Source organism: Imperialibacter sp. EC-SDR9, assembly GCF_902498805.1.
Classification (GTDB): Bacteria; Bacteroidota; Bacteroidia; order Cytophagales; family Cyclobacteriaceae; genus Imperialibacter.
This window is the reverse complement of record NZ_LR701637.1, coordinates 673121-698647: the sequence shown is the minus strand read 5'-3', so window position 1 is coordinate 698647 and position 25527 is coordinate 673121. Positions and strand designations below refer to the sequence as shown.

General features: G+C 46.4%; 21 protein-coding genes. 5 read left to right on the top strand and 16 right to left on the bottom strand.

Annotated elements, in window-relative coordinates; translation table 11 throughout:
* Positions 1-41: 41 nt before the first annotated feature.
* The 4 genes from GC130_RS29160 to GC130_RS28195 all read right to left on the bottom strand — a co-directional run bounded on the left by GC130_RS29160 (position 42) and on the right by GC130_RS28195 (position 4607).
* Positions 42-173 carry a hypothetical protein gene (locus tag GC130_RS29160; RefSeq protein ID WP_255471555.1) on the bottom strand — a complete coding sequence of 44 codons (132 nt, stop codon included), beginning with the start codon at positions 171-173 and terminating at the stop codon, positions 42-44.
* Positions 170-970, bottom strand: coding sequence for a zinc-dependent peptidase (locus tag GC130_RS28205; protein WP_152001709.1), 801 nt, complete (start codon positions 968-970; stop codon positions 170-172). The genes GC130_RS29160 and GC130_RS28205 overlap by 4 nt, the downstream gene beginning before the upstream one ends.
* Positions 971-1079: 109 nt before the next feature.
* Positions 1080-2564 (bottom strand): glycine--tRNA ligase, encoded by a 1485-nt coding sequence (locus tag GC130_RS28200; RefSeq protein ID WP_152001708.1) that lies wholly within the window; start codon positions 2562-2564, stop codon positions 1080-1082.
* 135 nt (positions 2565-2699) lie between these two features.
* Positions 2700-4607: a cation:proton antiporter gene (locus GC130_RS28195; protein ID WP_193218047.1), complete on the bottom strand. Its 1908-nt coding sequence runs from the start codon at positions 4605-4607 to the stop codon at positions 2700-2702.
* A gap of 263 nt (positions 4608-4870) precedes the next feature.
* On the opposite strand from GC130_RS28195, the gene GC130_RS28190 reads away from it, so the two are divergent.
* Positions 4871-5638, top strand: a complete 768-nt coding sequence (locus tag GC130_RS28190) for a DUF547 domain-containing protein (protein ID WP_152001706.1) — start codon at positions 4871-4873, stop codon at positions 5636-5638.
* A 31-nt stretch (positions 5639-5669) separates the two neighbouring features.
* On the opposite strand, the gene GC130_RS28185 is transcribed toward GC130_RS28190, so the two are convergent.
* Entirely contained in the window at positions 5670-10838 is a 5169-nt protein-coding gene (locus GC130_RS28185) for a PKD domain-containing protein (RefSeq protein ID WP_152001705.1), read from the bottom strand.
* A gap of 119 nt (positions 10839-10957) precedes the next feature.
* On the opposite strand from GC130_RS28185, the gene GC130_RS28180 reads away from it, so the two are divergent.
* On the top strand, positions 10958-11542 hold the full coding sequence (locus tag GC130_RS28180) for a TIGR00730 family Rossman fold protein (protein ID WP_152001704.1): 585 nt from the start codon (positions 10958-10960) through the stop codon (positions 11540-11542).
* Between the two features lie 5 nt (positions 11543-11547).
* Here the strand turns inward: GC130_RS28180 and thrC are convergent, their stop codons facing one another.
* From thrC to thrA, 3 genes are read right to left on the bottom strand one after another with little or no spacing between them, the layout of a single operon-like run.
* Positions 11548-12843, bottom strand: coding sequence for a threonine synthase (thrC, locus tag GC130_RS28175; protein WP_152001703.1), 1296 nt, complete (start codon positions 12841-12843; stop codon positions 11548-11550).
* Positions 12844-12845: 2 nt separating this feature from the next.
* On the bottom strand, positions 12846-13781 hold the full coding sequence (locus GC130_RS28170) for a homoserine kinase (RefSeq protein WP_152001702.1): 936 nt from the start codon (positions 13779-13781) through the stop codon (positions 12846-12848).
* Entirely contained in the window at positions 13771-16263 is a 2493-nt protein-coding gene (thrA, locus tag GC130_RS28165; protein ID WP_152001701.1) for a bifunctional aspartate kinase/homoserine dehydrogenase I, read from the bottom strand. Before thrA ends, GC130_RS28170 begins: the two co-directional genes overlap by 11 nt.
* 310 nt (positions 16264-16573) lie before the next feature.
* On the opposite strand from thrA, the gene GC130_RS28160 reads away from it, so the two are divergent.
* From GC130_RS28160 to GC130_RS28150, 3 genes are read left to right on the top strand one after another with little or no spacing between them, the layout of a single operon-like run.
* Entirely contained in the window at positions 16574-17698 is a 1125-nt protein-coding gene (locus GC130_RS28160) for a DUF4249 domain-containing protein (protein WP_152001700.1), read from the top strand.
* A gap of 51 nt (positions 17699-17749) precedes the next feature.
* Positions 17750-18940, top strand: coding sequence for a DUF4249 domain-containing protein (locus GC130_RS28155; protein WP_152001699.1), 1191 nt, complete (start codon positions 17750-17752; stop codon positions 18938-18940).
* Positions 18941-18970: 30 nt separating this feature from the next.
* The gene (locus GC130_RS28150; RefSeq protein WP_152001698.1) at positions 18971-19684 is read left to right on the top strand and encodes a DUF6503 family protein; all 714 of its coding nucleotides are present in this window, start codon (positions 18971-18973) and stop codon (positions 19682-19684) included.
* Positions 19685-19700: 16 nt separating this feature from the next.
* Here GC130_RS28150 and GC130_RS28145 read toward each other — a convergent pair whose 3' ends face one another.
* From GC130_RS28145 to GC130_RS28110, 8 genes are all read right to left on the bottom strand, one after another.
* Entirely contained in the window at positions 19701-20288 is a 588-nt protein-coding gene (locus tag GC130_RS28145; protein WP_152001697.1) for a phospholipid scramblase-related protein, read from the bottom strand.
* A 78-nt stretch (positions 20289-20366) separates the two neighbouring features.
* Positions 20367-20633 carry a Txe/YoeB family addiction module toxin gene (locus tag GC130_RS28140; RefSeq protein WP_152001696.1) on the bottom strand — a complete coding sequence of 89 codons (267 nt, stop codon included), beginning with the start codon at positions 20631-20633 and terminating at the stop codon, positions 20367-20369.
* Complete coding sequence (locus GC130_RS28135) at positions 20630-20872, bottom strand: type II toxin-antitoxin system Phd/YefM family antitoxin (RefSeq protein ID WP_152001695.1); 243 nt, start codon at positions 20870-20872, stop codon at positions 20630-20632. The genes GC130_RS28140 and GC130_RS28135 overlap by 4 nt, the downstream gene beginning before the upstream one ends.
* Before the next feature lie 206 nt (positions 20873-21078).
* Complete coding sequence (locus GC130_RS28130) at positions 21079-23145, bottom strand: T9SS type A sorting domain-containing protein (RefSeq protein WP_226940637.1); 2067 nt, start codon at positions 23143-23145, stop codon at positions 21079-21081.
* A gap of 120 nt (positions 23146-23265) precedes the next feature.
* Positions 23266-23448: a sodium ion-translocating decarboxylase subunit beta gene (locus tag GC130_RS28125; protein WP_226940636.1), complete on the bottom strand. Its 183-nt coding sequence runs from the start codon at positions 23446-23448 to the stop codon at positions 23266-23268.
* 100 nt (positions 23449-23548) lie between these two features.
* A complete protein-coding gene (locus tag GC130_RS28120; RefSeq protein WP_152001693.1) occupies positions 23549-23854 on the bottom strand; it encodes a type II toxin-antitoxin system RelE/ParE family toxin in 306 nt (101 codons plus the stop codon).
* Positions 23851-24078, bottom strand: coding sequence for a hypothetical protein (locus GC130_RS28115; protein WP_152001692.1), 228 nt, complete (start codon positions 24076-24078; stop codon positions 23851-23853). Before GC130_RS28115 ends, GC130_RS28120 begins: the two co-directional genes overlap by 4 nt.
* Before the next feature lie 256 nt (positions 24079-24334).
* Positions 24335-25525: a sodium ion-translocating decarboxylase subunit beta gene (locus tag GC130_RS28110; protein WP_152001691.1), complete on the bottom strand. Its 1191-nt coding sequence runs from the start codon at positions 25523-25525 to the stop codon at positions 24335-24337.
* Positions 25526-25527: the final 2 nt, after the last annotated feature.

Here is a 25527-nt window from a genome sequence, read left to right as displayed (position 1 = left end):
TAGAGGCTTTGTTTAAAAATAATTTAAGCCTGCGTTTTGTCCTACAGCCAGCGAAAAGGATACGAGAAAATAATACGGTCATAGTCCATTTCGAAAGGACTGCGGGCAGGGTCGAAGTTGATGCTTTTGGTGGCGCCGTATCGCTGGCTGTTGAGGAGTTCTTTCCAGATCATTGCACCAAAGATAATAACCGGATGGGGTCCTGCCTTAACAAAAGCACTGTAAACTTGTAAAGCCTGGGGTGCTCCTGGTGAAAGCCTACTGGCCTCTCGAAGAAATTCTCTATGGCCACGGCAAAAAATTCGTCTATGGAAACCCCTCCATAGCTTCTAAAAAAAGTCTCCGTTCCTTCCCGTATTTCGCCGATGGTGTTGCGGGCAATAGTGGTCCACTCCTGGAGCACACCCTCGTCAAAGAAGTTATACTCTTCATTAAATATTCCATTCTCCAGCTTCAGGGCATGGGCCATTTCATGCAGGCCCAGATTGAGCCCGTCGGTGCCGTCAGCATAGCCGCTCACAAAACCTTTCCAGGAAAGCACGATGATGCCTCCTCCCAGATTTACTTCGCCCCGGTGGTAGCGTTTGAAAATGGTGCTGTAATAGTCATCCGGATAGACGAGTATTCTGCTGAAGTTCTCCAAATAGATGTCAGGCAGGCCAAAAGTGAGTTGCGTGGCAGCCGCCGAAATAAGCACCTTCATCTCCTCAGTCACCGACTGCATTTGGCGGGGCGTGAAATCTTTGCGGTCGATAAATTCTATCAGCTTATTTTCGAATTCAATTTTATACACAGGGGGAAGGCGCCGGTAGTAGTCAAAGTGCTTTTCGATGTGGGGGCGAACCCGGTCGGCAGTCAACGACGAGCTTTCCCACCGCATCCATCGCCAGTAGCTTTCTGAGCGGGCGCTTCTTCGTACGACAACCCACAAAAATGCAAATACTACACCAGCAGATAGAAAATAAGCCATTCAGGTTGGAATGAGGTAACTAACATTTCGGCCATACCAAGTAATAATAATAACAAAAGGCTCAATCATTCCAGAAAGAGCCTTTTGACAATTTACTAATTTAATCGCTTTACCCCAGCTTCTCAAATATCCTCTTAATCGAAACCGCCTCACCAATTTTTTCCTTCAGTTCCGAGATATGCACTCTTTCCTGCGCCATGGTGTCTCGGTGACGGATGGTGACAGTGTCATTTTCCATGGTCTCGTAATCCACTGCTATACAGAACGGTGTACCAATCAAATCCTGCCGGGTGTAGCGCTTACCGATTGACTGCTGCTCTTCATAAATCAGGTTGAAATCGTACTTCAGCATGTCAAAAATCTGGCGCCCTTTTTCTGGCAGGCCATCTTTCTTCACCAATGGAAAAATGGCCGCTTTGATAGGCGCCAAAGCCGGGTGCAGCTTCAGGTATGTTCTTTCTTTCTTGTCGTCTCCTTCTCCCACAGTTTCTTCTGTGTAAGCATTGCTCAACACCATTAAAAATGCCCTATCGGCACCAATGGAGGTTTCCACCACGTACGGAATGTAGTTCTGATTTATTTCCGTATCGAAGTACTGCTGCTTCTTTTTGGAGAACTCCTGGTGGTTCTTCAAGTCAAAGTCAGTACGGCTGTGGATGCCTTCCACTTCTTTGAAACCGAATGGATATTGGTACTCGATGTCAACGGCAGCGTTGGCATAGTGCGCCAGCTTGTCGTGGTTGTGGAACTTGAGCTTTTCAGCCGGAGTACCGAGCGCAAGGTGCCATTTCATTCTAGCCTCTTTCCAGTACTCATACCATTTCATCTCCTCGCCTGGGCGCACAAAAAACTGCATCTCCATTTGCTCAAACTCCCTCATGCGGAAAATGAACTGGCGAGCGACAATCTCATTTCTAAAAGCCTTACCAATCTGCGCAATTCCAAAAGGCACTTTCATCCTGGCTGTTTTCTGCACATTCAAAAAGTTGACGAAGATACCCTGCGCCGTTTCCGGCCTCAGATAAACCACATCAGCCTCCTCGGATACAGACCCTATTTTGGTGGAAAACATCAGATTGAACTGGCGTACCTCTGTCCAGTTGGCCGTTCCTGAGATAGGGCATACTATTTTGTGTGCCTCAATGAGTTCTCTCACCCCTTTGAGGTCTTCTGCAGTAAGCAGTCGGTTCATGTCGGCCAGCAACTGCTCTGCTTTTTCCGTGTCCCCGTTGTTCTCGTATTCGGTTGCCTTATCTTCAATTAGATTATCGGCCCGATAGCGCTTTTTCGAGTCCTTGTTGTCGATCATCGGGTCATTGAACCCATCCACGTGACCTGACGCCTTCCAGGTGGTAGGATGCATGAAAATGGCTGCATCGATGCCTACAATGTTCTCATTCAGACGGGTCATGCTTTCCCACCACACCTTTTTGATATTGTTTTTCAACTCAACACCATAAGCACCATAGTCATACACAGCCTGAAGGCCATCGTATATTTCGCTCGATGGATAGATAAAGCCATATTCTTTTGCATGGGCAATGAGGGTACGAAGCAGACTGGTTTCTTCTTTAGGTGCGTCCTTAGGGTTCATCGGTTCTTCTATTCAGTTCAAAATCAAAGACTCAGCGTCAGTTGACCTAAGTCTTTTCAGGCCGCAAAGATATAGGATTAATGCTTGCAGAATAAAGAATTGACAGGCAAAAATGGCTTATTCTGCGAAGAAACGTTAGTTGCCGAATTTCAGCTCTATCTCGTCGAGGCTGCTGTTAGACCCAACCATGGTCACGATGTCACCCACTCGCAGCCGGGTGTAGCCATGTGAAATGATCATTTGCCCGGCACGGCGCATAGAAAGAATGATAACCTCTGGGGGCAGGCGAAGGCTTCGAAGCGGGAGTCCGTGAAGATCCGGATTGCGGATGACAATGTCTCTGGTGTCCTGGCCCTGCTCCATTCCAAGCAGCAAGCTGGTAGCCTGGGGTGAGCGCACAAAATGGTCAAGCAAGCTTACCATGGCAGTGGACGGGTCGATCACTTTCACGCCCAAGTGAACAAATTTGTCGAGGTTGACCCTTTCGTTCAGGCGCACAACCACCTGTTTTGTCCCTATTTCTTCGTAGACTATCTCACATATTCTATAGTTCTCCTCGTCAGACAGCAAGGTTACAATGGCATCGAATTTTTTAGCATCGATCCCCTCAAATAGTTTTTTGTCGATCTGAGTAACAAAATGAAGTTTAATTCCGTCAGGGACTTCCACATCCTTTTGATCACTCAGCGTAATCATCTCTACTTTCCAGCCTTTTTCCATTAGCTGCCGTGAAAGGGCCAACGACTGGCTTTCGTAGCCAAAAATAAGGGCGTCCATAACGCCATCAAACCGGGGAACATCCGCTCTGCTTTTGTTTTCACCTACCAGGTCGATGGCCCAGCGGACAAATGGCGGGCCCACAAGTTGGTTGATAACTATGATGGCAATAATGAGTACTGCAAAATCTTCCCCCCATCCGGGAAACTGGTTGGCGATAACCGTAGCCAGGCCAAGGGCTACTCCAGCCTGGGCAATATATGGCATCCAAACCACCTTCAGAAACCTGTGCGGGTCTCCGGCCAGCATATTCCCCGCAAGGGCTCCCACCGTGGTTGCGAGCAGTCGGATAACAAAAAAAAGCAGCGCAATTCCCCAAACCTCTGCCAGTACAGGCAAGTCCATGGAAGCTCCCGTGAGTGTGAAAAATGCCACATATACAGGTGTTCCTACTTCATGGAGGATTTTAAGAAACTCTGGTCTGTAGTTGGAGTAATTGGCGACGTAAAAACTCCCAACGAGGCAAATAAGCAGCGGCTCCAGATAAAGCCCGTGCCCCGAAAGCTCTTCGCTCCACGCCAGAATGTGATGAGACAATAAGTAAACCAGGTACCCCAGGGCCAAAATGAGGACGGTTTTGACCAAGTGCTTGATTTTCAGTTTTAAAGCTGCCTCAAGCCCCTTCCCCACAAGAAAGCCCCCCCCAAACGAAACAATCAGCTCAATAACTATTATTAGCAGGCTTGTGAGCTCAAAACTATCGCCATGAGCCAGCGTTTTTGCCACGGCCAAAATAATGGCAAACATGACAACCACTACAAAATCCTTCACAATAGTGACACCGAGAACGACTTGAGTAAAAGGCCCCTTCGCTCTCAATTCATTGACGATAGCTATTACCGAAGCGGGAGAAGGTGTAACAAATATGACTCCCGTAAGCAGTGAAACCGATAATTTGTCGCCCAGCGAAAGCTCTTTCATAAAGGGGATCATATCGGCTAGGAAAAACACGAGGAACCCGCTTGCCAGAAAAGTGATGGCCGTTTGGGCAAAAGATTGAATCTTAATGCTCCGCAGCTTGCTCCGCATTTCGTTGAGATAAAGCTCTGAACCTGCGGCAAATGCGATATAAGCCAGGGCCGTCTCACTGATGAAGCTTAGTTGTACTTTGGCTATCTCTGGGATCAGGTTGAGCACGTAGGGCCCGGCCAAAACGCCAGTGATCATGAGCCCGGAAATCAAGGGCAAATGAATTTTTTGGAATTGGCGGGCTATTTGATTGGAGGACACGGCAACCAGGGCAAAACCCGCAATCAAAATGAGCATTTGTATCATTGTCGATTCCTCAATCAAACCTAGTCTTTAATATCAATCGAATACTTAAATAGAAGGTGTTGGAACCAAAAATTAGTCAAAAAAAGAGCATAAACCGTAATGAGATTTTTATTTTACACCAACTTTTGGTTAACCAATTTACCGTGAACAGGTTATCCTTCAGGAAAAATCATAGTGTCTTTTTCAAGACACATCTCATTTTGCCGCCAACAAGCGTTGGTTTCACTCGTTTGATCTTTAAAACACCTCTGGACATGAAGCCTATCCTGTACATTTTTCTATTGCTGACCATCGTGAGCTGTGGTGCCGCCTCACCAGAGCAGGAAAACAGCAAGCCCATCAGTCATGCAAGTTTTGATGTGTTGCTAAAGAAGCACGTAAATAAAGACGGCTGGGTGAATTACGAAGGCTTCAAAGAAGACAGAGCGGATCTAAAGAAATACCTGGAACTGATTCAGAACAACGCTCCCAATGATAAGACCTGGAGCAAGAACGACAAGCTGGCATACTGGATCAATGCCTACAATGCTTTTACCATCGAGTTAATCCTGCAATACTATCCCCTGGAAAGCATCAAAGACATCGGCAGCAAAATTCAAATACCTTTTGTGAATACTCCCTGGGATATCAAGTTCATCAAAATTGGAGGAAAGGAGATGGATTTGAATAATATTGAACACGGCATTCTCAGAAAGGAATTCAATGAGCCCAGGATACATTTTGCCGTCAATTGTGCTTCCTACTCATGCCCCGTGCTAAGGGCCGAGGCCTACACCGGCGCAAAGATTGACCAGCAGCTAAAAGAGCAGGCCATTAGCTTTGTCAACGACGAGAGACGTAACAAAATCACCAGTACAAGCGCTCAGTTGTCAAAACTCTTCGATTGGTACAGCGGTGATTTCACTAAAGACAAGAACCTGAAAGATTTTATCAACCAGTTTGCCAAAGTAAAGATCGCAGATAAAACCAAAGTCAGCTACATTGATTACGACTGGCGACTGAATGATTCAAAGGACTTTTAGAAATGAGGCCGGCTCACCGCCAGCCTCATTTTTACCGTTTCAGAATCCGGGTTGAATACTGGCCCCCTTCCTTCTGGATAGTAAGGAGATAAACACCACTTGGCAGGTCTGCCAAATCAATCCTTGTGGCTCCCTCTACCCTGGTTTGTACCTTTAAAAGCTTGCCCGACAAGTCTGTTAACCGAATATTGAATGGCCCAATTTTGCCTGCCTCCGACGTCACATTAACCACCGCCGTAGTTGGGTTGGGGTAAACTTTAACATTTTGTTTCAAATCATCGGCTACAGAAAGCACTTCTGTGAGAATAATGGCGGTGCTTTGCTTGTTGTTGGTTTCATCTTTCTCTTCGATCAAGCTCTCCTCATCAACCACGGCAATGATGAAATACTCCCCGGCTGGCATAATCACCATGTCAAATGTGCCCGAGGCAGTTTGCTCTGCTCCATCCTCCATCTCTTCAAAAGCTACCGCACCTAAAAACTCATCCACCAAGGAAAGATTTTCGTCCTTTGAAAGGTAAAAACTTACCTCAAAAGCGCCTTCCGTGGGATCGTCGGAATCGTTGGAAACGGTGGCCCCAACCGTAATTTCTTTAGCGCTCTGAGAAGCAGGGACATTCAGGTCAGTAATGGTAAGGTCTGCAAAGCCCTTTTCTGGCGTTGATACTGCAAGCGAGGTTGTTTTTGAGGAAACTTCAAGCACATCGTTCACTGCATACAAGCGGTATTTATAGTCTGTCAATTCAAGCACGGCATCATCTGTAAATTCCGTGACATCGGCATCCAATTCCGTTAGTGTAGTAAACGCTCCGGCCCCTACCGCCCTTTCCACAATAAAGCCAGTTTCCCTCGAAGAGTTATCTGTCCATGACAGGATAACTTTGCGCCCTGTAGCCTTGTCGAGTGTCAGAGACGTAGGTGCCTCAAGAGGATCAAGCGTTTTGATTTCCACAACCTCGGTGTAATCGGACTCGCCTGTGGCATTAACACCTTTTACTTTGTAGAAATAAGTTGACGACGGCACCAAACTCAAGTCATCAAACGAAATGGTGTCAGCTCCAATTGTGCCAAGTGTAATAAACTGATCATTGTCCTCTGACCTTTGAATTTCAAAACTCTCTTCATCATCCGAATTGTCGATCCAATCAAGTGCTATTGACACTGAAGAGTTAGCTACCACGTTAAGTCCGGTAGGCGCTTCAACCGTAAACTCTGTCGTTGTTATTTCCACCACATTGCTATAATCGGACTCGCCATTTTTGTTAGTGGCTGCCACCCGGAAGAAATATTTGGTTGCTTCGGTGAGTCCTCCGCTGGTGTAAGTAGAGGCATTGACCGGCAAGTCTTTGATCTTAGTGAAAGTGGTGCCATTAGTTGACCTTTCGACAAAAAATCCAGACTCATCGATCGCATTGTCTTCCCAGCTCAGTTTTACTTCTGAGGGTCTGGCCTCGGCGGTAAGAAGTGTGGGGGCTACTGGCGGATCGTTGCCAATAATGGCGCCGGCGATTCCACTGACGCTCAATAAATCAAAGCCAGGAGAGGCACCTCCTAAATCCAGTCCAACCACTTTTATGGCTATAACAGGCTCCTGAAAATTTATCGTTTCCAGGTCGAAAGTAGTTGTGACATTGCTGCTGTTAGTACCTATCGCTGTGCCAATAAAAGAGAAATCAACCCCATTGGCGCTGACATACACATTGGCATATTCATTGACTCCCTCACATTCCCTGATAAATATATCGTCCTGACCAGGGGCATTGATAATCACATTGTCAGTAAATTCTACCGTCACATACGATCCCAATGGTAAGCTTACAAATGTGTCAGTATTTCCATTGACATTCGTAGGATCTAAAAGCCTCCTGTTGGCGAAAAAAGCATTGCACTCTCCGCCATACAAGCCCGTGAAATCAGGGTTGGCATTGCTGTAATAGGAGTCTATCACGCCGTCAGAGAACTCAATGCCTGTGCTTACATAAACCCTTACATGGTCTTCAATCGTTAGGGTGTTTGTTTCAGCTCCTTTTGTAACCTTGAGGGTCACGTTGAACTTACCGGAAGTATTATAAACGACAACTGGATTCTGACTGCTCGAAGTAGCCGGTGTTCCTCCTTCGAAAGTCCACGCCCAGGAGGTAGCACCTCCTGTTGATATGTCTGTGAACTTGATTTGATTGCCTACAAAAACAGTGGGCGTGTTGACCTTGAACTTCGCCTTCAAAGTTGAGTTGTCAGCGGTAACCGTCACATAGTTGGCTTTTAATATTTTATTCTGCTCCCCTTCTTTAAACACCACCAACTCTACATCAAATGAGCCAGTCGTTTCATATTTTACTGTCGGATTCAGTTCCGTTGAAGCGGAAGGCGTGCCCCCTTCGAAAAACCAGATAACTGACTCCGGCATCCCTTTGGAGGTGTTTGTAAACTTCACGGTGTTGCCTTGCACCACTGTTTGGATATCGGAGGTAAACAGCGCTTCAATTGGCCCATCATCTACCGGCCCCACCTGCACGTAGCCCTCGATGGTTTTGGTTGATGTTGCTCCGCTGGCATTTTTTGAAACAAGGGTCACTGTGTAGGCACCGTCGGTAGCATAGGTTACTGATGGGTTTTGAGAAGTTGAGGTCGCCGGTGTTCCCCCATCAAAAGTCCAGGCCCAGGAGGTTGCTCCCTTCGACCTGTCAAAAAACTCCACAGCAGTGTTTTTCTCAGTAGCCCTGTTTTTCGCTACAAAGTTTGCTGTAAGCGCCGACTGACCGGCAAAAATTGAGCTTGAGTAGAGGCCTCTGCCATGAGTGGCTGCGATGACTTCAAAGTCTGAGTCCCTCATCTGAAGCATGTCCACCCTCACATTGGCGAGGCCATTACTGAACTGCGCCCACGTTGGTGTGGTAGCGGTCACAGACTTTGTTCCCCAAATTCCCATTTCGGTAGCTAAAATTACCTCATCAAAGTTAGTTGGATTGAACATGGCCCAACGCACCGGAATATTGGGAAGATCACCTTCCTTCGATGACCATGTTGTGCCTCCGTCGGCAGTATACCAGACTGAATTGACGCCATAGTTCGAAAATGTTACCAGCAGGTGGCTTTCGTCCTGCCCAACTTCAATGCTGGAGATCCACCCGTTCGGAAACCCGCTGCCAGTGATCTCTGTCGAGTTTGAGTTTGAGGAGTTTGCCTTACTAATTTTGAAAACCCTTCCTGCTGCCGTGCCAACAAAGAGGGTAGTTGACTGGCGAGTGTGCTGAGACACCCTAAGGTGAGATGCTTTTGCACCAAGACTGATGTTGAGATCATTTCTTGTGAAGCCGGTAGCACCTTTGACAAACCTTCCAATAGTTGACTCAGTCGCTGCGGTATAAAGCACATTCATTTCGTCATCATAGTCTGCCGGGTTGATAAAATGGCCCGTAGCATCGTCGCTGGCGATACTGCTGCTCGTCGCCCAATTATTAGTTGAAAAGCGGTAATCGTTGTAAACATAAGAGGCTATTTGAGTTACGGCATCAGTCTGGTCAATGAAACAATAAGCCCCATCACCCCCTCTCACGTCCACCGTGGCGTTGATTCCCGCCGATTGAAATTGTTGCGTGCCATTGTCTTGTGCCCCAGCCAGAAAATAGTTCTTGGCTTTGTCTGGATGAATGGCATTTGCATAAAATTGCGTGACGTTGTACCCGTTATTTCTTGCAACAATCAAGTCCGTAGCCGATGGGTTCGAAAAATCGTTTGTCCAAAACACGCCGCCGTCATTTCCGAAAATAATTTCCGATGAGCTTCCGGGTTTGTACCGAATGGCATGCTGATCGGCATGCACATAGGAATAGGGCATGGAACCCATATTAGCATTGTTCGACCACTTCGATATCTGTTTCCAGGTGCCCCCTCCGTCGGTGCTCATATGAAGATTGATCCCGCCCACAATCACCGTACTGTCTCTGTTGGGATCAACTTCGGCGATCAGGTCATACCATGCCTGTCCCCTGGTAAAGTCATCAGCATCAATGCCGTTGTCATCATCATCCGGTAGCGCCAGAACGCTCCAGGTTGCTCCTCCATCAGAAGTTCTGACGATCTGTTTTATCTTTTCGTCGTTTTCAATCAAGCCATAAACAGCCAAAGCATTTGAGCTGGACACGGCCAATTCAACCCTGCCACTTCTTTCCGAAACAGTGGTTTCGTAAGCGGTGGTGAAAGAAGTTCCATTGTCGGAGAACAGGATGGTGCCACCGCCCAATCCATTGTAATCAGAGTAGTTGTTTCGGTATGTTCCAATCCAGAGCCTGTTGTCGGGGCCAATTTCGATGTCGCCCACACCATATTTTGCACTAGGTTGGGTGAAATTGGGTAGATTCTTCATCACCTGAGTAAATGTCGTGCCGCCGTCCGTTGACCTTTGCAGGCCTTGAAACTCACTACCAAAAAAACCACCCTGCGTACTACTCGCTATTACGCCTGCGTAAACAACACTTGTCGCCGCTTCATTCCTCACAACGATATCGGCTACATATCCAAAATTTGCAGAAGCGGATAGCTGGATCCACGTTGTTCCGCCATTGGTCGACTTCCATATTCCCTGTCCGCTAATGCCGCCGAAACTTTCACCGGTTCCGACGTAAAAGGTTTGGGTATTATTTGGGTCATAGGCAATGCAATTGACAGCCAGGTTGCTCCAGAAATCATCGACTTTTGTCCAGGTAGAGCTGGCGCTGGAGATGTCATTGTTGAACCATAAGCCTCCCGATACCCCACCTGCCCAAACTTTTTTGCCTGTGGCGTCATTCGGATCCCACATGAGTGCTCTTGTCCTGCCTCCCACATTCTTGGGGCCTCGTTCCACCCATGGCGCTGTTGACTCACCTGGCAGGGTTCCATAAGTCCTGGCATTGCGTGTAGCCGCCAAAATTTCGGGGAGCTTTTCGGGCGTAGGTCTCAGCAAAGCTGGATCCATTGTCATAAAAAACTCTTGTTGCATTCTCTTGTCAGGGCCCTCTCTTTCCCTTTCCTCCTCTTCTCCCTCACCCACACCTGGCTGTCTGGATTTGGTGATCTTTGAGTATGGATGCTCCCTTATAAAGGTCTCGTAAGCGATTCGTGAATCAATTGGCCGATTTTCCTCTTGAACAAAAAGGACGGTTGAGCCTACAAAAAATAAAAATAACAGGCCATTGAGATAGTGCTTCCTCTTTATCATAAGGGGTCAGGTTAGTAAAATTCCAGGTTACAGTAAAAATCAATGCAACAAATTACTAGGTTTAACCTCAATAAGAAATACTCAGAAAAAAGTATTTATCAAATCTCAAATTGTACATAATGAAGTCAGTCTGTGTGTTTTGTGGTTCGGCTGAGGGAAAAAACCCTCAGTTTGTGGCTCAGGCAGAAATTCTCGGAAAACTGATGGCCAACCAAAATATTGAGTTGATTTATGGTGGGTCTCAAATAGGCATCATGGGTGCAGTAGCCAATAGCTGTATGAATGCAAGTGGAAAGGTCACTGGAGTCATCCCAAATTTTCTGGCGAGCAAGGAGATCGCCCACACGGGGGTTACCAAACTTGTCAGGGTGGAGTCGATGCATGAGAGGAAGACCATCATGTCGCAACTTTCAGAAGGATTTGTCGCATTGCCTGGCGGGTTCGGCACGCTTGAGGAACTCTGCGAAATACTCACCTGGCGTCAACTGGGGCTCATTCATGCCCCTATTGGCATCCTCAATACTAACGGATACTACGACTATTTGCACCAGCTGTTCGCTCACATGACAGTGAATGGCCTGCTGAAAAAAGTGAATTTCGACTTTGTGATCTGGGAAACTGACCCTGCCCGTCTGCTTGATAAAATGGGAACGGCAGCCGGTGAAATCTCTGCCCGGAAACCGTCAGGCCTCAGTAAGTCATGAATAGGTTAATTCATCAAGAAGCCTTTCAAAGCATCGAGGCTGGCTTCCATTTTCACTGACTTTTTAGGCTTTGCCATAGTGTCTTTCAACACTTCAGGGATTTCCACTTTCCCACCAAGCACTTTGTCAACCACGTCGTAGAACTTAGCGGGGTGGGCTGTCGCTAGAAATACTCCCGTCTTGCCTGAGTGGTTTTTCAGATAGTCTTTGGCTCCCAAATAGCCAATGGCACTGTGAGGGCAGAGCAAGTATTCTTCTTTTTCAAAGACCTCCTTCATGGCCTGCGACGTTTGATCGTCAGTATACCATGCACCTGAAATATCCCGGTTGATCTTATCGTAGCTTCCGCTATACAAGGCCTGCACCCTTGGAAAGTTACTCGGGTTGCCCACATCCATGGCATTGCTGATGGTTTTCACAGAAGGCTTTGGCTGAAACTTTTCCGTCAGCAAATAATCGGGTACAATGTGATTGGCATTCGTTGCAGCCACAAAGTGGTCGATAGGCAATCCCATTTTCTTTGCAATAAGGCCTCCACACAAATTCCCAAAGTTGCCTGATGGCGTGCAGAAAAACACGGGCTTGTCATCGCTGTGCAACATCGACCAGGCATAGTGATAATAGAACGATTGAGGGATCAGCCTCGCTATGTTGATGGAATTGGCTGAGGTGAAGTGGCGCACGTTGTTCAGCTCTTTGTCGAGGAAAGCCTGCTTCACCATTCGCTGGCAGTCGTCGAAGGTGCCATCAACCTCCAGCGCCTTCACATTTTGGCCTATGGTTGTCAGCTGTTTTTCCTGGATTTCGCTCACCTTTCCGCTTGGGTACAAGATCACCACATTGATGCCCGGAACACCCAGGAAGCCGTGGGCAACTGCACTACCGGTATCGCCTGAAGTGGCCACCAAAATGGTAATCTCTTTTTGTTTTTTCTCCAAAAAATGGCCCATTACCCGGCTCATGAACCTGGCACCAAAGTCTTTGAAAGCCAGCGTAGGCCCATGAAAAAGCTCCAACCCAAAAATATTGTCTTCTACCTGATGAAGCTCTATCGGAAAATTCATGGCGTCATAAATGATCTTCTCCAGGTCTTTTCTTCCTATTTCATCACCAATCAAGGTATCCGTTACATCCAAGGCCATCTCCTGAAAAGACATATCCTCCAGCCCTTCGAAAAACTTGGCAGAAAGTGCCGGAATGGCTTTTGGCATATAAAGCCCATTGTCGTCGGGCAGGCCCTTAAAAACCGCCTCTTCAAAACTTACTTCCGCAGATTGCTTGTTAGTGCTGTATAACTTCATTTTCAATCTAAAATTTTAGGGCCTACCGTATTCACTTCGGAAATGTAAAGATTGGCAGATATGCCTCGCTTTTTAAGGATATTCTCCATCACTGCACCAGCTTTTGTTATTGCGTCCAGTCCATCCGCTAGCGCAAACATGGCTGGCCCAGAGCCTGAAATGCCAAAACCAATAACGCCTTCTGAAGACAATGCAGCTTCTTTGATTTCATAAAAATGCGGGATCAATGAAGCTCTTTTTGGCTCCACAATCTCATCTATCAGGGTTCTGCGCATTAAACCAAGGTCGTTGGTGTATAGCGCTGAAACAAAACCGGCTAAATTACCGGCGTACTTTACCGAAGCTTTCATGGCCACTTCCTTTGGCAGCATCGCTCTGGCATCGCCTGTCGACACTTCCACTGCAGGGTGCAAAACTGCCACATACATATTCGGCGGCACCGGCAAAGAAAGCACTTCCAATGGTTCGTAGCTTTTAACCAGCGTGATGCCTCCGAGCAGCGATGGCGCCACGTTGTCGGCATGGCCACTGCCGCACGCAATCCGCTCACCTTCCACCGCAAAGGGCAGCAAGTCCCTTTGGCTCATGGGCCTTCCCAGCAATTCGTTGACAGCAAAAACACCTGCCACCGCACTGGCAGCGCTGGAACCCATTCCACTTCCAAAAGGCATCCTCTTGTGAAGAGACATTTCGATACCCCCTTTATAGTCAATTGCCTGCAAAAACTGGTTGGCTGAAATGCCTGCGGTGTTCTTCGCTGCATCTTTCGACAGCCGTCCCTCGTCCCCTTCGATGGAGGTGATAGTTACTCCTCTTCCGTTTGTTTTTTTAGCCACTAATTCATCGCCAGGGCCGTTGATGGCCAGTCCGAGAATGTCAAAGCCACAGGTTAAATTAGCTACAGTTGCAGGAGCAAACACTTTGATACTATCCGCCATAGCCGCCTGCAAATTTGTAGTTGTCCTGAATAAAGTGATTGCTGATGCTGATGATCTCTGCAAATACACCAGCAGAAGTCACTTCTGCTCCGGCTCCCGGCCCTTTTACCACCAAAGGCCTTTCAAAATACCTTTGGGTGGTGAAGGAAATAATGTTGTCGCTGCCGGAAAGACTGTAAAACGGATGTTCGGCATCCACAGCCTGAAGTGAAATGGAGGCTTTTCCCTCCTCTACTTTGGCAATAAAGCGAAGCTTCTTCCCTTCGTCCATCGCTTTCTTTCTCATGGCTTCCAGTCTGCCGTCTTCTTTTTTGAGTTCTTCAAAAAAAACATCAATGTTTGGTGCTTTGAAACAGGCGTCAGACAAAATCGGCTCCAGCTTCACATCCTTTATGTCGAGTTTCTGGCCCGCCTCTCTACCCAAAATTAATATCTTTCTTGCCACGTCCATCCCGTTCAGGTCGTCTCTTGGGTCGGGCTCGGTCAGCCCTTTGCTGCGTGCCTCAGTCACCACCTGGCTGAATGGCACACCTTCTTTGAAGCTGTTGAATATATAGGAAAGTGTGCCAGACAAAATCCCTTCTATTTTGATGATCTTATCGCCACTGTACTTCAAATCATTGAGCGTGTTGATGACGGGAAGCCCGGCACCCACGTTCGTTTCGTACATGAATTTCACACCGTGTTTGGCCGCCTGCTTTTTCAGCTTTTCGTAGAAAGCCAGTGGGCCCGAGTTGGCCAGTTTGTTTGGCGTAACGATAGAAATGCTGGACTCCAAAATATCTTCGTAAAACTCGATCACTTTAGCGCTCGAAGTGCAGTCGATAAATACTGAATTGGCCAGGTTCATAGATTCCATTTTTTCTATGAATGCTGAAAGTTCTATGCCCTTTCCTGGCTTGTCCACAAGCTTGCGCCAAGTGTTAAGGTCAATGCCGCCTTCATCAAAAACCATGTGACGAGAGTTGGCAATACCCACAAGATTGATTTTCAGTGAACGCTCCTCCATGAGGTAGGCAGCTTGTGCTTTTATTTGCTCGATAAGGGTGCTGCCAATCAGCCCAGTACCCACAAGAAACACATTGAGCGATTTTCTGTCTGAAAGAAAGAAGGTTTCGTGCAACGAATTAAGTGCCTTGGAAATATTGGCTCTGTTGATCACCACCGACACATTGAGCTCGGAAGAGCCCTGGGCAATGGCCACCACGTTGATACCGTTTCTGCCGAACGCCTGAAAAAGCTTGCCAGCAATGCCCGGCGTATTCTTCATGTTTTCGCCAATAACGGCGACTATAGACAAGTCTTCTTCAGCCTGAATTCTATCTATCTCTCGGTTTTTGATCTCTTGCGCAAATTCCTCTTTCAAAACGTCTCTGGCAATGGTGCCGTCCTTTGGGCTCACCGCAAAAGTGATGGAGTGCTCGGATGAGGCCTGCGTGATGAGGACGATGTTCACATTCTTCCTGGCAAGTGCTCCAAAAAGCCTCGATGCCACACCCGGCACACCCGCAATACCGCCACCTATCAGGCTAACAAGCGACATGTTTTCAATGGAAGAAATGCCTTTAACAGGGTACTTTTTTCCAGTGCTTTGCTGCGTAATCAAGGTGCCCTCAAAAGCGGGATTAAACGTGTTCCTTATTCGTAGTGGGATTTTCTTCGAAATGGCTGGCTGCAGCGTAGGCGGGTATATAACCTTGGCACCAAAATGCGACATTTCCATTGCCTCCACGTAGCTCAGGCTCGTCATTGAGTAGGCCTCTCTCACCTTGCGTGGGTCGGCAGTCATTACGCCGTCAACATCGGTCCATATTTCCACCTCGTCGGCATCCAGTGCCGCAGCCAAAATGGAAGCGGTGTAATCAGAGCCTCCACGCCCAAGTGTGGTAGTTTCATTTTGTGCTGTGCTGGCAATAAACCCGGTAGCCACCACCATCGACTTGTTCCCTTCAAAGAACCCCTTTACCAAAGCATTGGTCTCCTTGAAATTAACCTTAGAGCTCCCAAAGTGATTGTCAGTCCTGATCACCCGGCGGGTATCAAGAAATGCAGCGTTTATGCCTGTTTTTTGCAGATACAGCGTAATTATATTGGCTGAAAGCCGCTCGCCAAAGCTCTGTATCAGATCAAGCGATCGGACAGAAAGCTCTTTGATAAGAAACACCCCGTGAAGCATGTCCTTCAACTCGGCAAACAGCTTATCAATGGTATCCCGCCCTTCGGGGTGGAGTTTGTTATCATTGAGGCGCTTCATGGTGTCGAGGTGCAGCAGCCGCAGTCGCTCCAAATCCACCAGGTACGACTCATCACCGGAAACCGCCACATCCCCCAGCGCAATAAGCCGGTTGGTAACACCGCTCATGGCGGAGACCACCACTGCAACTTCAGTTCCCTGCTTTTGGTAATCCTGAAGAATTGCCGCCACCTTTCGTATATTTTCCGAGGACCCCACTGAAGTGCCTCCGAACTTTAAGACTTTCATAAATTCTCAAAAAATTTAGTCCACAGACAGCCCACACTGACTAATCATCTTTTGTTTCGAGGAAGATTTATCACCGATTTCGACCGTCAAAAATAGGAATCGGCAAATTTGATAAAAGAATTACCAAAAAGAGAATGAAGTTGGGAAAAAACAGGCACAACGGTTTGATATTGCAAAATAATGAACCGAATGACGGGCACTACGGGCGCTTTAACAGATAGATGTTATCCTGTACCGCTGGCAATGCCAACGAACGGGGTTAATAATACGTCTATTAGCCGATAGAAATAATGGAAAATGCACCGGAAGTATGATCGACCTGCTTAAACGAATGATAACCAGACGACCCGTTACCCTTTTACTTACGTTAATTTTGGCCGGATGCATAGAGCCAATCGAGCCAGAGCTGGGGGTTTTCGATTATCTCATGGTGGTTGAAGGCCATGTGTCCAACCTCGATGAGGTCAATACCGTCAGGCTTTCACGCACCAAACCTCTTGGTGTGGAATACGGCGGGGTTGAAGTTGGTGCACTGGTATATGTGGAAGACCAGGAGGGCGCTAAATTTTACTTTGAGGAATCCAGCCCCGGTGTCTACCAGAGTGATCCCGCATGTTTCGTTGGAGAAACGGGCAACTCGTATGCTTTGCATATTGAGACTCTTTACGGAGAAATCTACCAATCCAAGCCCATTTTGCTCAATACTGCGCCAGCCATCGACAGCCTATATTTCGAAAGAGAGCGTCGGCTAACTAATGAAGGGATCACCAAAGACGGTATCAAAATACTTCTCGACTCTCATGACCCTGAAGGACTCACGCAATACTTCCGCTATGAATGGGAAGAGACCTATCAAATCAAAGTTCCCTACCCGCAGGATATCAGTGTGTGGGTTTGCTACAACACCGAGACAAACTCCGATATTCTTACGGCAAACACCAGTCAGCTCAAAGAGTCAAGAGTCAGCCAACTTGAAATAAAGTATGTAAGCACAGAGGGCTACCAGCTTCGCTCATTATACCGGTTGTTAGTTCGCCAATATGCACTCAGCAGCAGCGGTATAAAGTACTGGACTGAACTCAAAAAAATTTCTGAGAGTCAGGGTACACTCTTCGATCCTCTACCATACGATTTGCCGAGCAATCTCTTTAACCCTAATAATCCTGACGAGCAGGTAATCGGCTTTTTTGATGTGGGTGCTGTAACCGAAAAAGAAATTTACATCGACAGAAGCCAGCTTTTGGAATTAGATTTTGCTTCCGATGGGTGTTCTTCGAAGCTTGTGGAGGTGTCTGGCGGTGGAAGTCCGCCGGCTGGCTATTGCCTCGCAAGTCAGGGGCCATATGGGTCGGGCATTAATTATTACGCCCCAGAGTACTGTTGCGACTGTCGGCTATATGGTGAGCTGGACGAGCCGGAGTTTTGGCCAAATTGATCTTAAGAAAGTTTAGAACATGCTAGTTAACTTAGCTTTGTGCAATGCTATATGAACTTCGTATTGAAAGCACGCCACGTTTTTAAAGGGTCTGGCGGCCTGCTATTTTTCGTTTGCTTTTGCACATCATGTATAGAGCCTTTCACCCCCGAACCAAATGAAACCCAGAGGCTGCTTGTAGTGGAGGGCCACATCTCGGACAGCCCTAAGCCTTATACAATTCGGTTATCACGGGCCCAGCCACTAAATAGTGAGGGCTCAAACCCCGAATCTGGCGCCACAGTATTTGTCAGGAATAACGAGGGGACTGCATATGATTTTACAGAGGTGAGCCCGGGCACATACCAAAGCGATCCTGCTTGCTTCAAAGGCGTACGAGGCGCAACTTATCAGCTCCATATCGAAACCACCGACGGGGGCCAATACGAGTCGGTCGAAGTGCTGCTCAAAGCCACTCCACCCATCGACAGCGTGTACTTTGAAAGAGAAAAACGTTTTACCGATGTTACTGGAGAAGAACTTGATGGCATCAAAGCTCTTGTTGACACGCATGACCCTGAAAGAAAAACACGGTACTACAGATATAAATGGATTTCAACCTATCAAATAAAGGTGCCTTTTCCCTCCCAATGGGAGCTGGCGCCGGATGGAAGCTTCGCCCAAGTTGAGTTTTACCACATCTGCTATAACTCCGACACAAGCCGAACAATTCTTACCACAAACACTCTCCAACTCAATGAAGATCGGGTCACAGCCTTCGAACTAGATTACGTCAATACCATTAGCTACCGCTTAAGAACGATGTACAGCGTGTTGGTACGTCAGTATGCTCTTGACGAAAGGGGGCATTCTTACTGGAGCCAATTGAATAAAAATTCCGAAAACCTTGGCACTCTATTCGACCCAACTCCCTATCCCATTGTTGGCAACCTAACAAGCAGTACTAGTCCGGATGAGGTAGTACTTGGCTATTTTGATGCCAGCTCAGTCGAAGAAAAGAGGCTGTATGTAACAAGGGACGAGCTTGATGACCTTGGGCTATCCTTCCCGACCAATCCTTGTGTGCTGCAGGCCGATACTGTGAAGGGTGGCTATGACGAAATGCTCCTTCGGCTTAGCTGGGGGCAACGGATAATCACAATTCCGGGATTTGGAAGCGGTGCTTTGATAATGGGCCCAGCAGAATGCAGCGACTGTCGTTTGCTCGGCGATGCTGATGCTCCTGATTTCTGGGAAAACTAATTTCTAAAATCAGTATCTTTCTCGTCACGCATGAAACACTCAAAAATCCTTCTCCTGCTTCCTACTGCATTTTTTTGCTGTAGCGATCCTTCACTCACTCCAGCGTCGTTGCTTGAAAAATCCATAGAAGTCCACGACCCAAACAACTACTGGCCCCAGCTTAACAACCGCTTCCACATGTCCATCAAGCGAGATGGGAAAGCAGAAAGGCACTTCTCTATTCTTATTAATAATCCTGAAGGCATTTTTGAATATGCCCTGCAGCAGGGCGACAGCACCGTCACGCAGGGAGTACGACATGGCGAGTATTACGTCTCGATAAATGGCAGTTCAAACTTCAATGATGAAATAAAAACTAAATTTCAGCTAAGTGAAGAGCGAACCCAGTACCTCAAAGAGGTATACGAATACCTATACGGCGTGCCGATGAAGCTCAAAGACATTGGAACCATTGTAGCCCCTGTTTTGAATGAAGAGACATTTAACGGAAAGGCCTGTTGGGTAGTGAAAGTGACTTATGACCCCTCCACTGACGGTGAAACCTGGTATTTCTACATTGACAAAGAGAGCTTTCTCCTGGCCGGCTATCGTTTCTATTTTGACGAGAGCAAAGGGGACGGGGAGTTCATTTTTGTTGACAACTATCAATCGCTGAATGGCTTACAGCTTCCTAAACTCAAAAAATGGCATTGGAACAAAGACAGTTCTCACTTCAGAACCGACGAATTGCTCAAAATAGAGTAGCTATTGTCCTGAAGCCCTACTCCTTCAACACCATATCAATACACATCACTGCACCCAAAATCAGAACCCTCAAAGGGTGGGCTGCAGGCACTTTATCATTAATTTGTAGCATATAATTATCAGCAGAGGTAAACATCTCCCTTCCTAAACCAGCCCATTGTTTGTTAACATGGGCAAATTCAACATTGTCTTTGACGAACTTGAAATCCCAACTTGTCCACCGGCCCTGAAGTGTACACATAAATGTTTCGCTGGCATCCAGCACGTCAAACTTCCCTCCGATGGAAAAGAACTTCTGTTTGAATTTACCCACCAGTTGGTCGTTCGCATCTAGTACTTCCACATTCGACAGAATGATAGATACTCCCCGCTTCACTGTCAAAAGCTTTTCTCCCATTGGCGTCCTGATCTCAATGTGAAACGGTGTCATCCTCTTATAGTCGGTGAACCTGAGCATTTTCGAAAAGAACCCCAGGTTCTCCTCCCGACAGTGAAGGATCACTTCCTGTGAGTTTGGGTCATGGATGTCATAATTGTTGGCTGCTTTGAAAATACCTGTGTGTTCTTTGACAAAGAATAAGTTGCGGTTGAGTGCTGCGTTCATAAATTACTTTTTGGCGGATAACTATCAATAATATGTTCGGAGAAAAGTAATTAAAAATGAGCTTCCAGTACAGTCCCATTATTCATAATGAGTCCACATTCTCAGCACTTTTACTATTTTCTTCTCTTCCAGTACCTGGTAAACAAGTCGATGCTGAATATTAATCCTTCGGGAATATGCTCCAGATAAATCACCAAGAAGTTTTTCGTAAGGAGGATAGTCTTGAAATGGGTTGGCTTCCAGTATTTTTAGAAGCTCCTTCACTTTAGGCTTAAGCCCGCCAGATGTCACTTTTTTTGCATCCTTTTGAGCCTGCTTTGTATAAACCAACTTGTAATTGCTCACCAATCCAGCTTATCTGTGGTTTCTTCGAGGGGTGTTTTCATTCCTGTTATGATAGATTCTCTCATACCCGGAATTGAAATCAAATAAAGTGTCTCCTGAATAGCACGCCAGTCTTCCTCACTTACCAACACAGCGTTATTTCTCTTGCCAGTAATCTGAACGGGTTGGTGAGTCTCGGTAGCCTCGTCTATCAGCTTGTAGATATTCTTCCTGGCCTCTGTAATCGATAAGCTTTTCATAGAATGAACGTACGCTTTCCCGTACTTTTTAGCAAAGATTCATTAAAAAATATTACCCCAAAAACGAAATAAGCACCCCACCAACCATGGCTGATCCTATCACTCCAGAGATATTGCTGGCCATGACATATTGTAGCCGGAGCTTTAATATGATTAAAGAACAGACCAAGAGTAGTTGAGAAAATATCCGTGAGTTTGGCTTTCAACTACTCTATAATAATCCTCCTAATTATGCTTTGACCACCAGCAAGCTTCACATCTAGCAGATAAAGTCCGGGATTCACAGCATAGGAGTGAAGGTCTATAGTTAGTAAGCTTTTTCCTTCTATTCCAACATTCTTGTAAACCACCTTCCCTGACAAATCATAAAGATGAATGGCTCCAATATTGATCAGGTTATTGGTTGTTTCAATAGACAAAAGATTCGTAGCAGGGTTTGGGTATATCCTAACGTCGTTGGTGTTTTCTGATAAACCGTCCACAAGAAAGCTTCTATAAGAGCCAGCGGTAGCCGCCGCAATGATGGAGCCGCTCAGCTCTCCTATCTTTCGGCTGCTTGCATCATGTTTGTTAATAGCAAACAACGTCGACAATGCCAAGGGGTCCTCATCTCCGGAACAGCAATACTCAGCTCCTCTCAATCCCAACAATTCACCATCCTTTGTGAAAAATATAGAAAATGAATGCCACTCTTCCCCATCTACAAGTCCAACGCTATCAAGTGCTTCACTATTCCACCTATACAGTTCCTTTTCATTATACAATAAATAATACTGATCAGAAGATCTGTCGATAGCTAAATCAAACCCGCCTACCTTGCTTTCATCAATCGTTGGGATGAATTCCTCAACAGAGAGCTCGCTGGTTACAAAAGAATATTTGCTGATAGTTGTGCTTGCAGTTTCTTTTGAGCCAGGGTGGTATTGAGTGGCAACAATTAAATTATCGGAGCTATCAAAATCCATCGCTATAACTTCTCTTCGTCTTACTCCTGGTAGATTAACGAACTCAAACAACTCAGTCACTTCCTCTAAAGCACCGCTTTTTGGATCCATTTGATACAAGGTGGAGGCAATGGCCATAAATAATTCTCCCTTTGAGTTAATCGCCATTGGGGATTTTGTTTGGCCAAAATATGCGTTCCCTAAAGTGGTCGCCGTTCCCAGAGCCATGTCAAAGCTTTTTAGTTTGCTCCCTTCATAAAATGAGTAGTCAATCATCAAAATACCATCCTCTGCTGAAACAGTATTCATTTGATATCCTAAACCGTTTAACCTCACACTGTCAGACAACCTAAGCTGATCGTTAGTGACGAACGTCAAAAAGCTCTCGAATTCAGCAGACTGATTTGGCTCAAAACTTACCTGGAAGGTGAAATATCCAGAGGGTTCTATCTCTACAACTTCTGGCAGGTTGGTTGAAAAAGGAGCATTTACATTTACATTCGATATTCTTAATGTCGCATCTCCGTGATTATAAAAAGTAAAGTTTGTTGTTGCCGTAGAGTCTTGCGTGGTCTTTTCAAAGAGAACATTCTTACTGGTTAAACCCAACATTGGCCCTGTTTGCGACCGCTCTCTGAAGTATGGTATAATATCAAAAAGGTCATCTTTAGAAACTGCTACCGACTCAGTTGCGGGATCAAAACAATACCTGCCATTTAAATACAAAGAACCATATGAGTCTGTCTGAGGAGCAGACGCATAACCATATGAATACTCTTTCGTTTCTCCAGTTTCGAGGGAATAAGCATAGAGCTTCAAACATTCGGAACGGACACCGCAGACGGATCTGTCTTGTTCCACCACCCACAATATTCTTCGGTAAGAATCATAAGAAAAATCATAAAATGAGTTTTCGTACTGATATACCTGCTTTTCCTCACCGGTTTTTAAATCAAAATGAAAAATTTTAGAATCAACCTGACTATTGTAAAAAATGGAGCTATCAGTCTCGAACCTAAAGATGCTGCTTGTGTTGAAGAAATCCTTTTTGATAAGTAAATACTCCTTTCCTCCACTTGTCAAATCCAGCAAGTAGATACCATGATCGTCCGAGCTGGCTAATCTACCACTGGGCGAAAAAACCAGAGGAGAAAGATTCTCTTTCTCAACGGGCGACAGATCAATACTCACAGACGAAGCATTCTGAAAAAATGCGTCATACTTTACTAACGAATCTCCACCTTGGGATCTGTAATACCACCCTTCACTGAGGGTGTCCTGGGCATGGACAGGAAAAAAGAATGTTAAGCTTAGAACGGCTGCCGCCATTAGTTTAGAAACAGTTCTCCTTGAAGGCATAATAAATATTAAAATAGCTGATCAAAACAGCTCTAATTTACCTTAAAAATACTTTGCCAAAAAACTTGCAAAAAATATATAGTTGTACTTTCAGCTCAAAAAAGAAATCAGCACCCCAGCGGCGACAGCGGAGCCAATCACCCCTGAGATATTGCTAGCCATGACGTACTGCAGCAAATGGTTGCTGGGATCGTGCTTGATGGCTATTTCTTTGGCTACCCTAGCGGCCTTGAACGGCGAGCCGGTCACAACATTGGTGACAATTGTGGTCAACGTGATCTTTATGGCAAGTTGCTGGCGACCACTCGTTTACCTAACGGCGACAAATTGTTAATTCTTCCAATTCAACCAGTGATTACAAAACGACGGCCAATTAGCCCTTCATTTTCTCTGGGTCTTGCCTGGAGTCAAAAAAGTCTATGATGTAGATGTGTTCCCTCTCAATCCTATAAATGATTTTGACATGCCCCTCTATTACTCTCCTATGGCCCTTTCCTAAATGCTCCAAATATTCCTCCTGCTGATAGTTGTTATAGGTGGTTTCCAGGGCATCCGCTTTATCCAACAACCCGCTTCTGAACGACAACAATTTCTCTAATGTCCAGCCTTGTTCTTCCAGCAAAAAATCTGTTAACTCCTCCAAACTATCATACGATTGTTCGGTATAAACTACTTTCATTTGCTCAACTTGCTACTCAATCTTTTCTCCAGCTCATGCCTGTCCATGACCCGGCCGGCGCTAATGTCGTCTTCTGCCTTCAAAGCTCTGGAAGTTAGTTTCTGCTTTAATGCGGGGTCTAAGCTTGATTTTCGGAGCAAAGTCCTGATAGCTTCTAATATACTATTATCAGTCTCTTTTTCAATGAGCGCTTGTAACTCAGCCTTTATATCTACAGTCTCCATATCATAAAAATAGCTATTATTTGACTCAACGTAAATTTTTCGATTTGTATTTACTTGTCAGTCGGACAGACTGGCCCGGCTAATTTCGCTTTCAATCGCATGATGCTAATAAACACAATCGCCCTCGTTTCTGGTGATTGTCGAGCTAAGAAAACGAAGGAGAGGGGCAAATCATCAAAGATCAAAAACGGGCCATGGGGTACGCTGATGAATCAAAGCGGGAAGATGATCCTGCGCCGTACAGTCTCAACCCCACCTACCCCAAAAACGAAATCAGCACCCCCGCAGCCACGGCAGAGCCAATCACCCCTGAGATATTGCTGGCCATGGCGTACTGAAGCAAATGGTTGCTGGGATCGTGCTTGATGGCTATTTCATTGGCTACCCTGGCAGCCATCGGTACGGCACTCAGGCCAGTAGCGCCAATCAGCGGATTGATCTTCTTTTTGGCAAACAGGTTGTACACTTTCACAGCCATGATGCCGCCCAAAATGGAGATGGCAAAGGCGATAAAGCCACCCACCACGATCATCAGCGTTTGCGTGTTCAGGAAGGCTTTGGTGGTCATGGTGGCGCCGACGGATAAGCCGAGAAATACAGTGGCTGAATTCAGAATGGTCTCGGATGTGGCCTGGTACAGGCGTCCTGTAGCCACGCCAATTTCCTTTACCAGGTTGCCAAACATCAGAAAGCCGACCAACGGCACAGAAGAAGGAACCAAAATAGCCACAATAGAGCCCAGGGCGATGGGAAACATGATTTTCAACGCCTGCAAATTCTTGATAGGCTTCGTGGAAGGAAACAGTTTGTCCTGCTCCTTCATATTGATGAGCAGCTCCTTTTTTGTCATGGAAAACCGAACGACAAACGGAATAATAACCGGCACCAACGCCATATAAGAGTAAGCCGCAATAGCAATTGGTCCCAATAGATGCGGCGCCAGCTTGATGGTGGTATAAATAGCCGTCGGCCCGTCGGCGCCGCCAATGATCCCCAGTGCTGCAGCCTCTTTCAAAGTAAAACCCATGGCCACTGCCGCCATCAACACACAGAAAATGCCTATTTGTGCAGCGGCACCGAAAAAGGCCAGTCTGAGGTTGCGCAGCATAGGACCAAAGTCCGTCAGCGCACCCACACCCATGAAAATAATTGGTGGCAGAAAGCCCGTTTTGATCAAGGCGTAGTAAACGAAGTTCATGATGCCGAACTGCTCGGCAATCTGCGGCAGGGTAAGCCCCTCAGGAATCTTTTCCACTCCCATCCCTCCTCCGGGAAAGTTGGCCAACAACACCCCAAAAGCAATCGGCACCAGCAGCAATGGCTCATATTTTTTGGCGATGCCCAGGTAGAGCAAACCAAATCCAATGAGGATCATCAGGATATAAGACGGATGGGCAAACAAGTCGCCCAGGGCGGTCATTCTGTATACTTTTTCAAGTAGTTCCATGG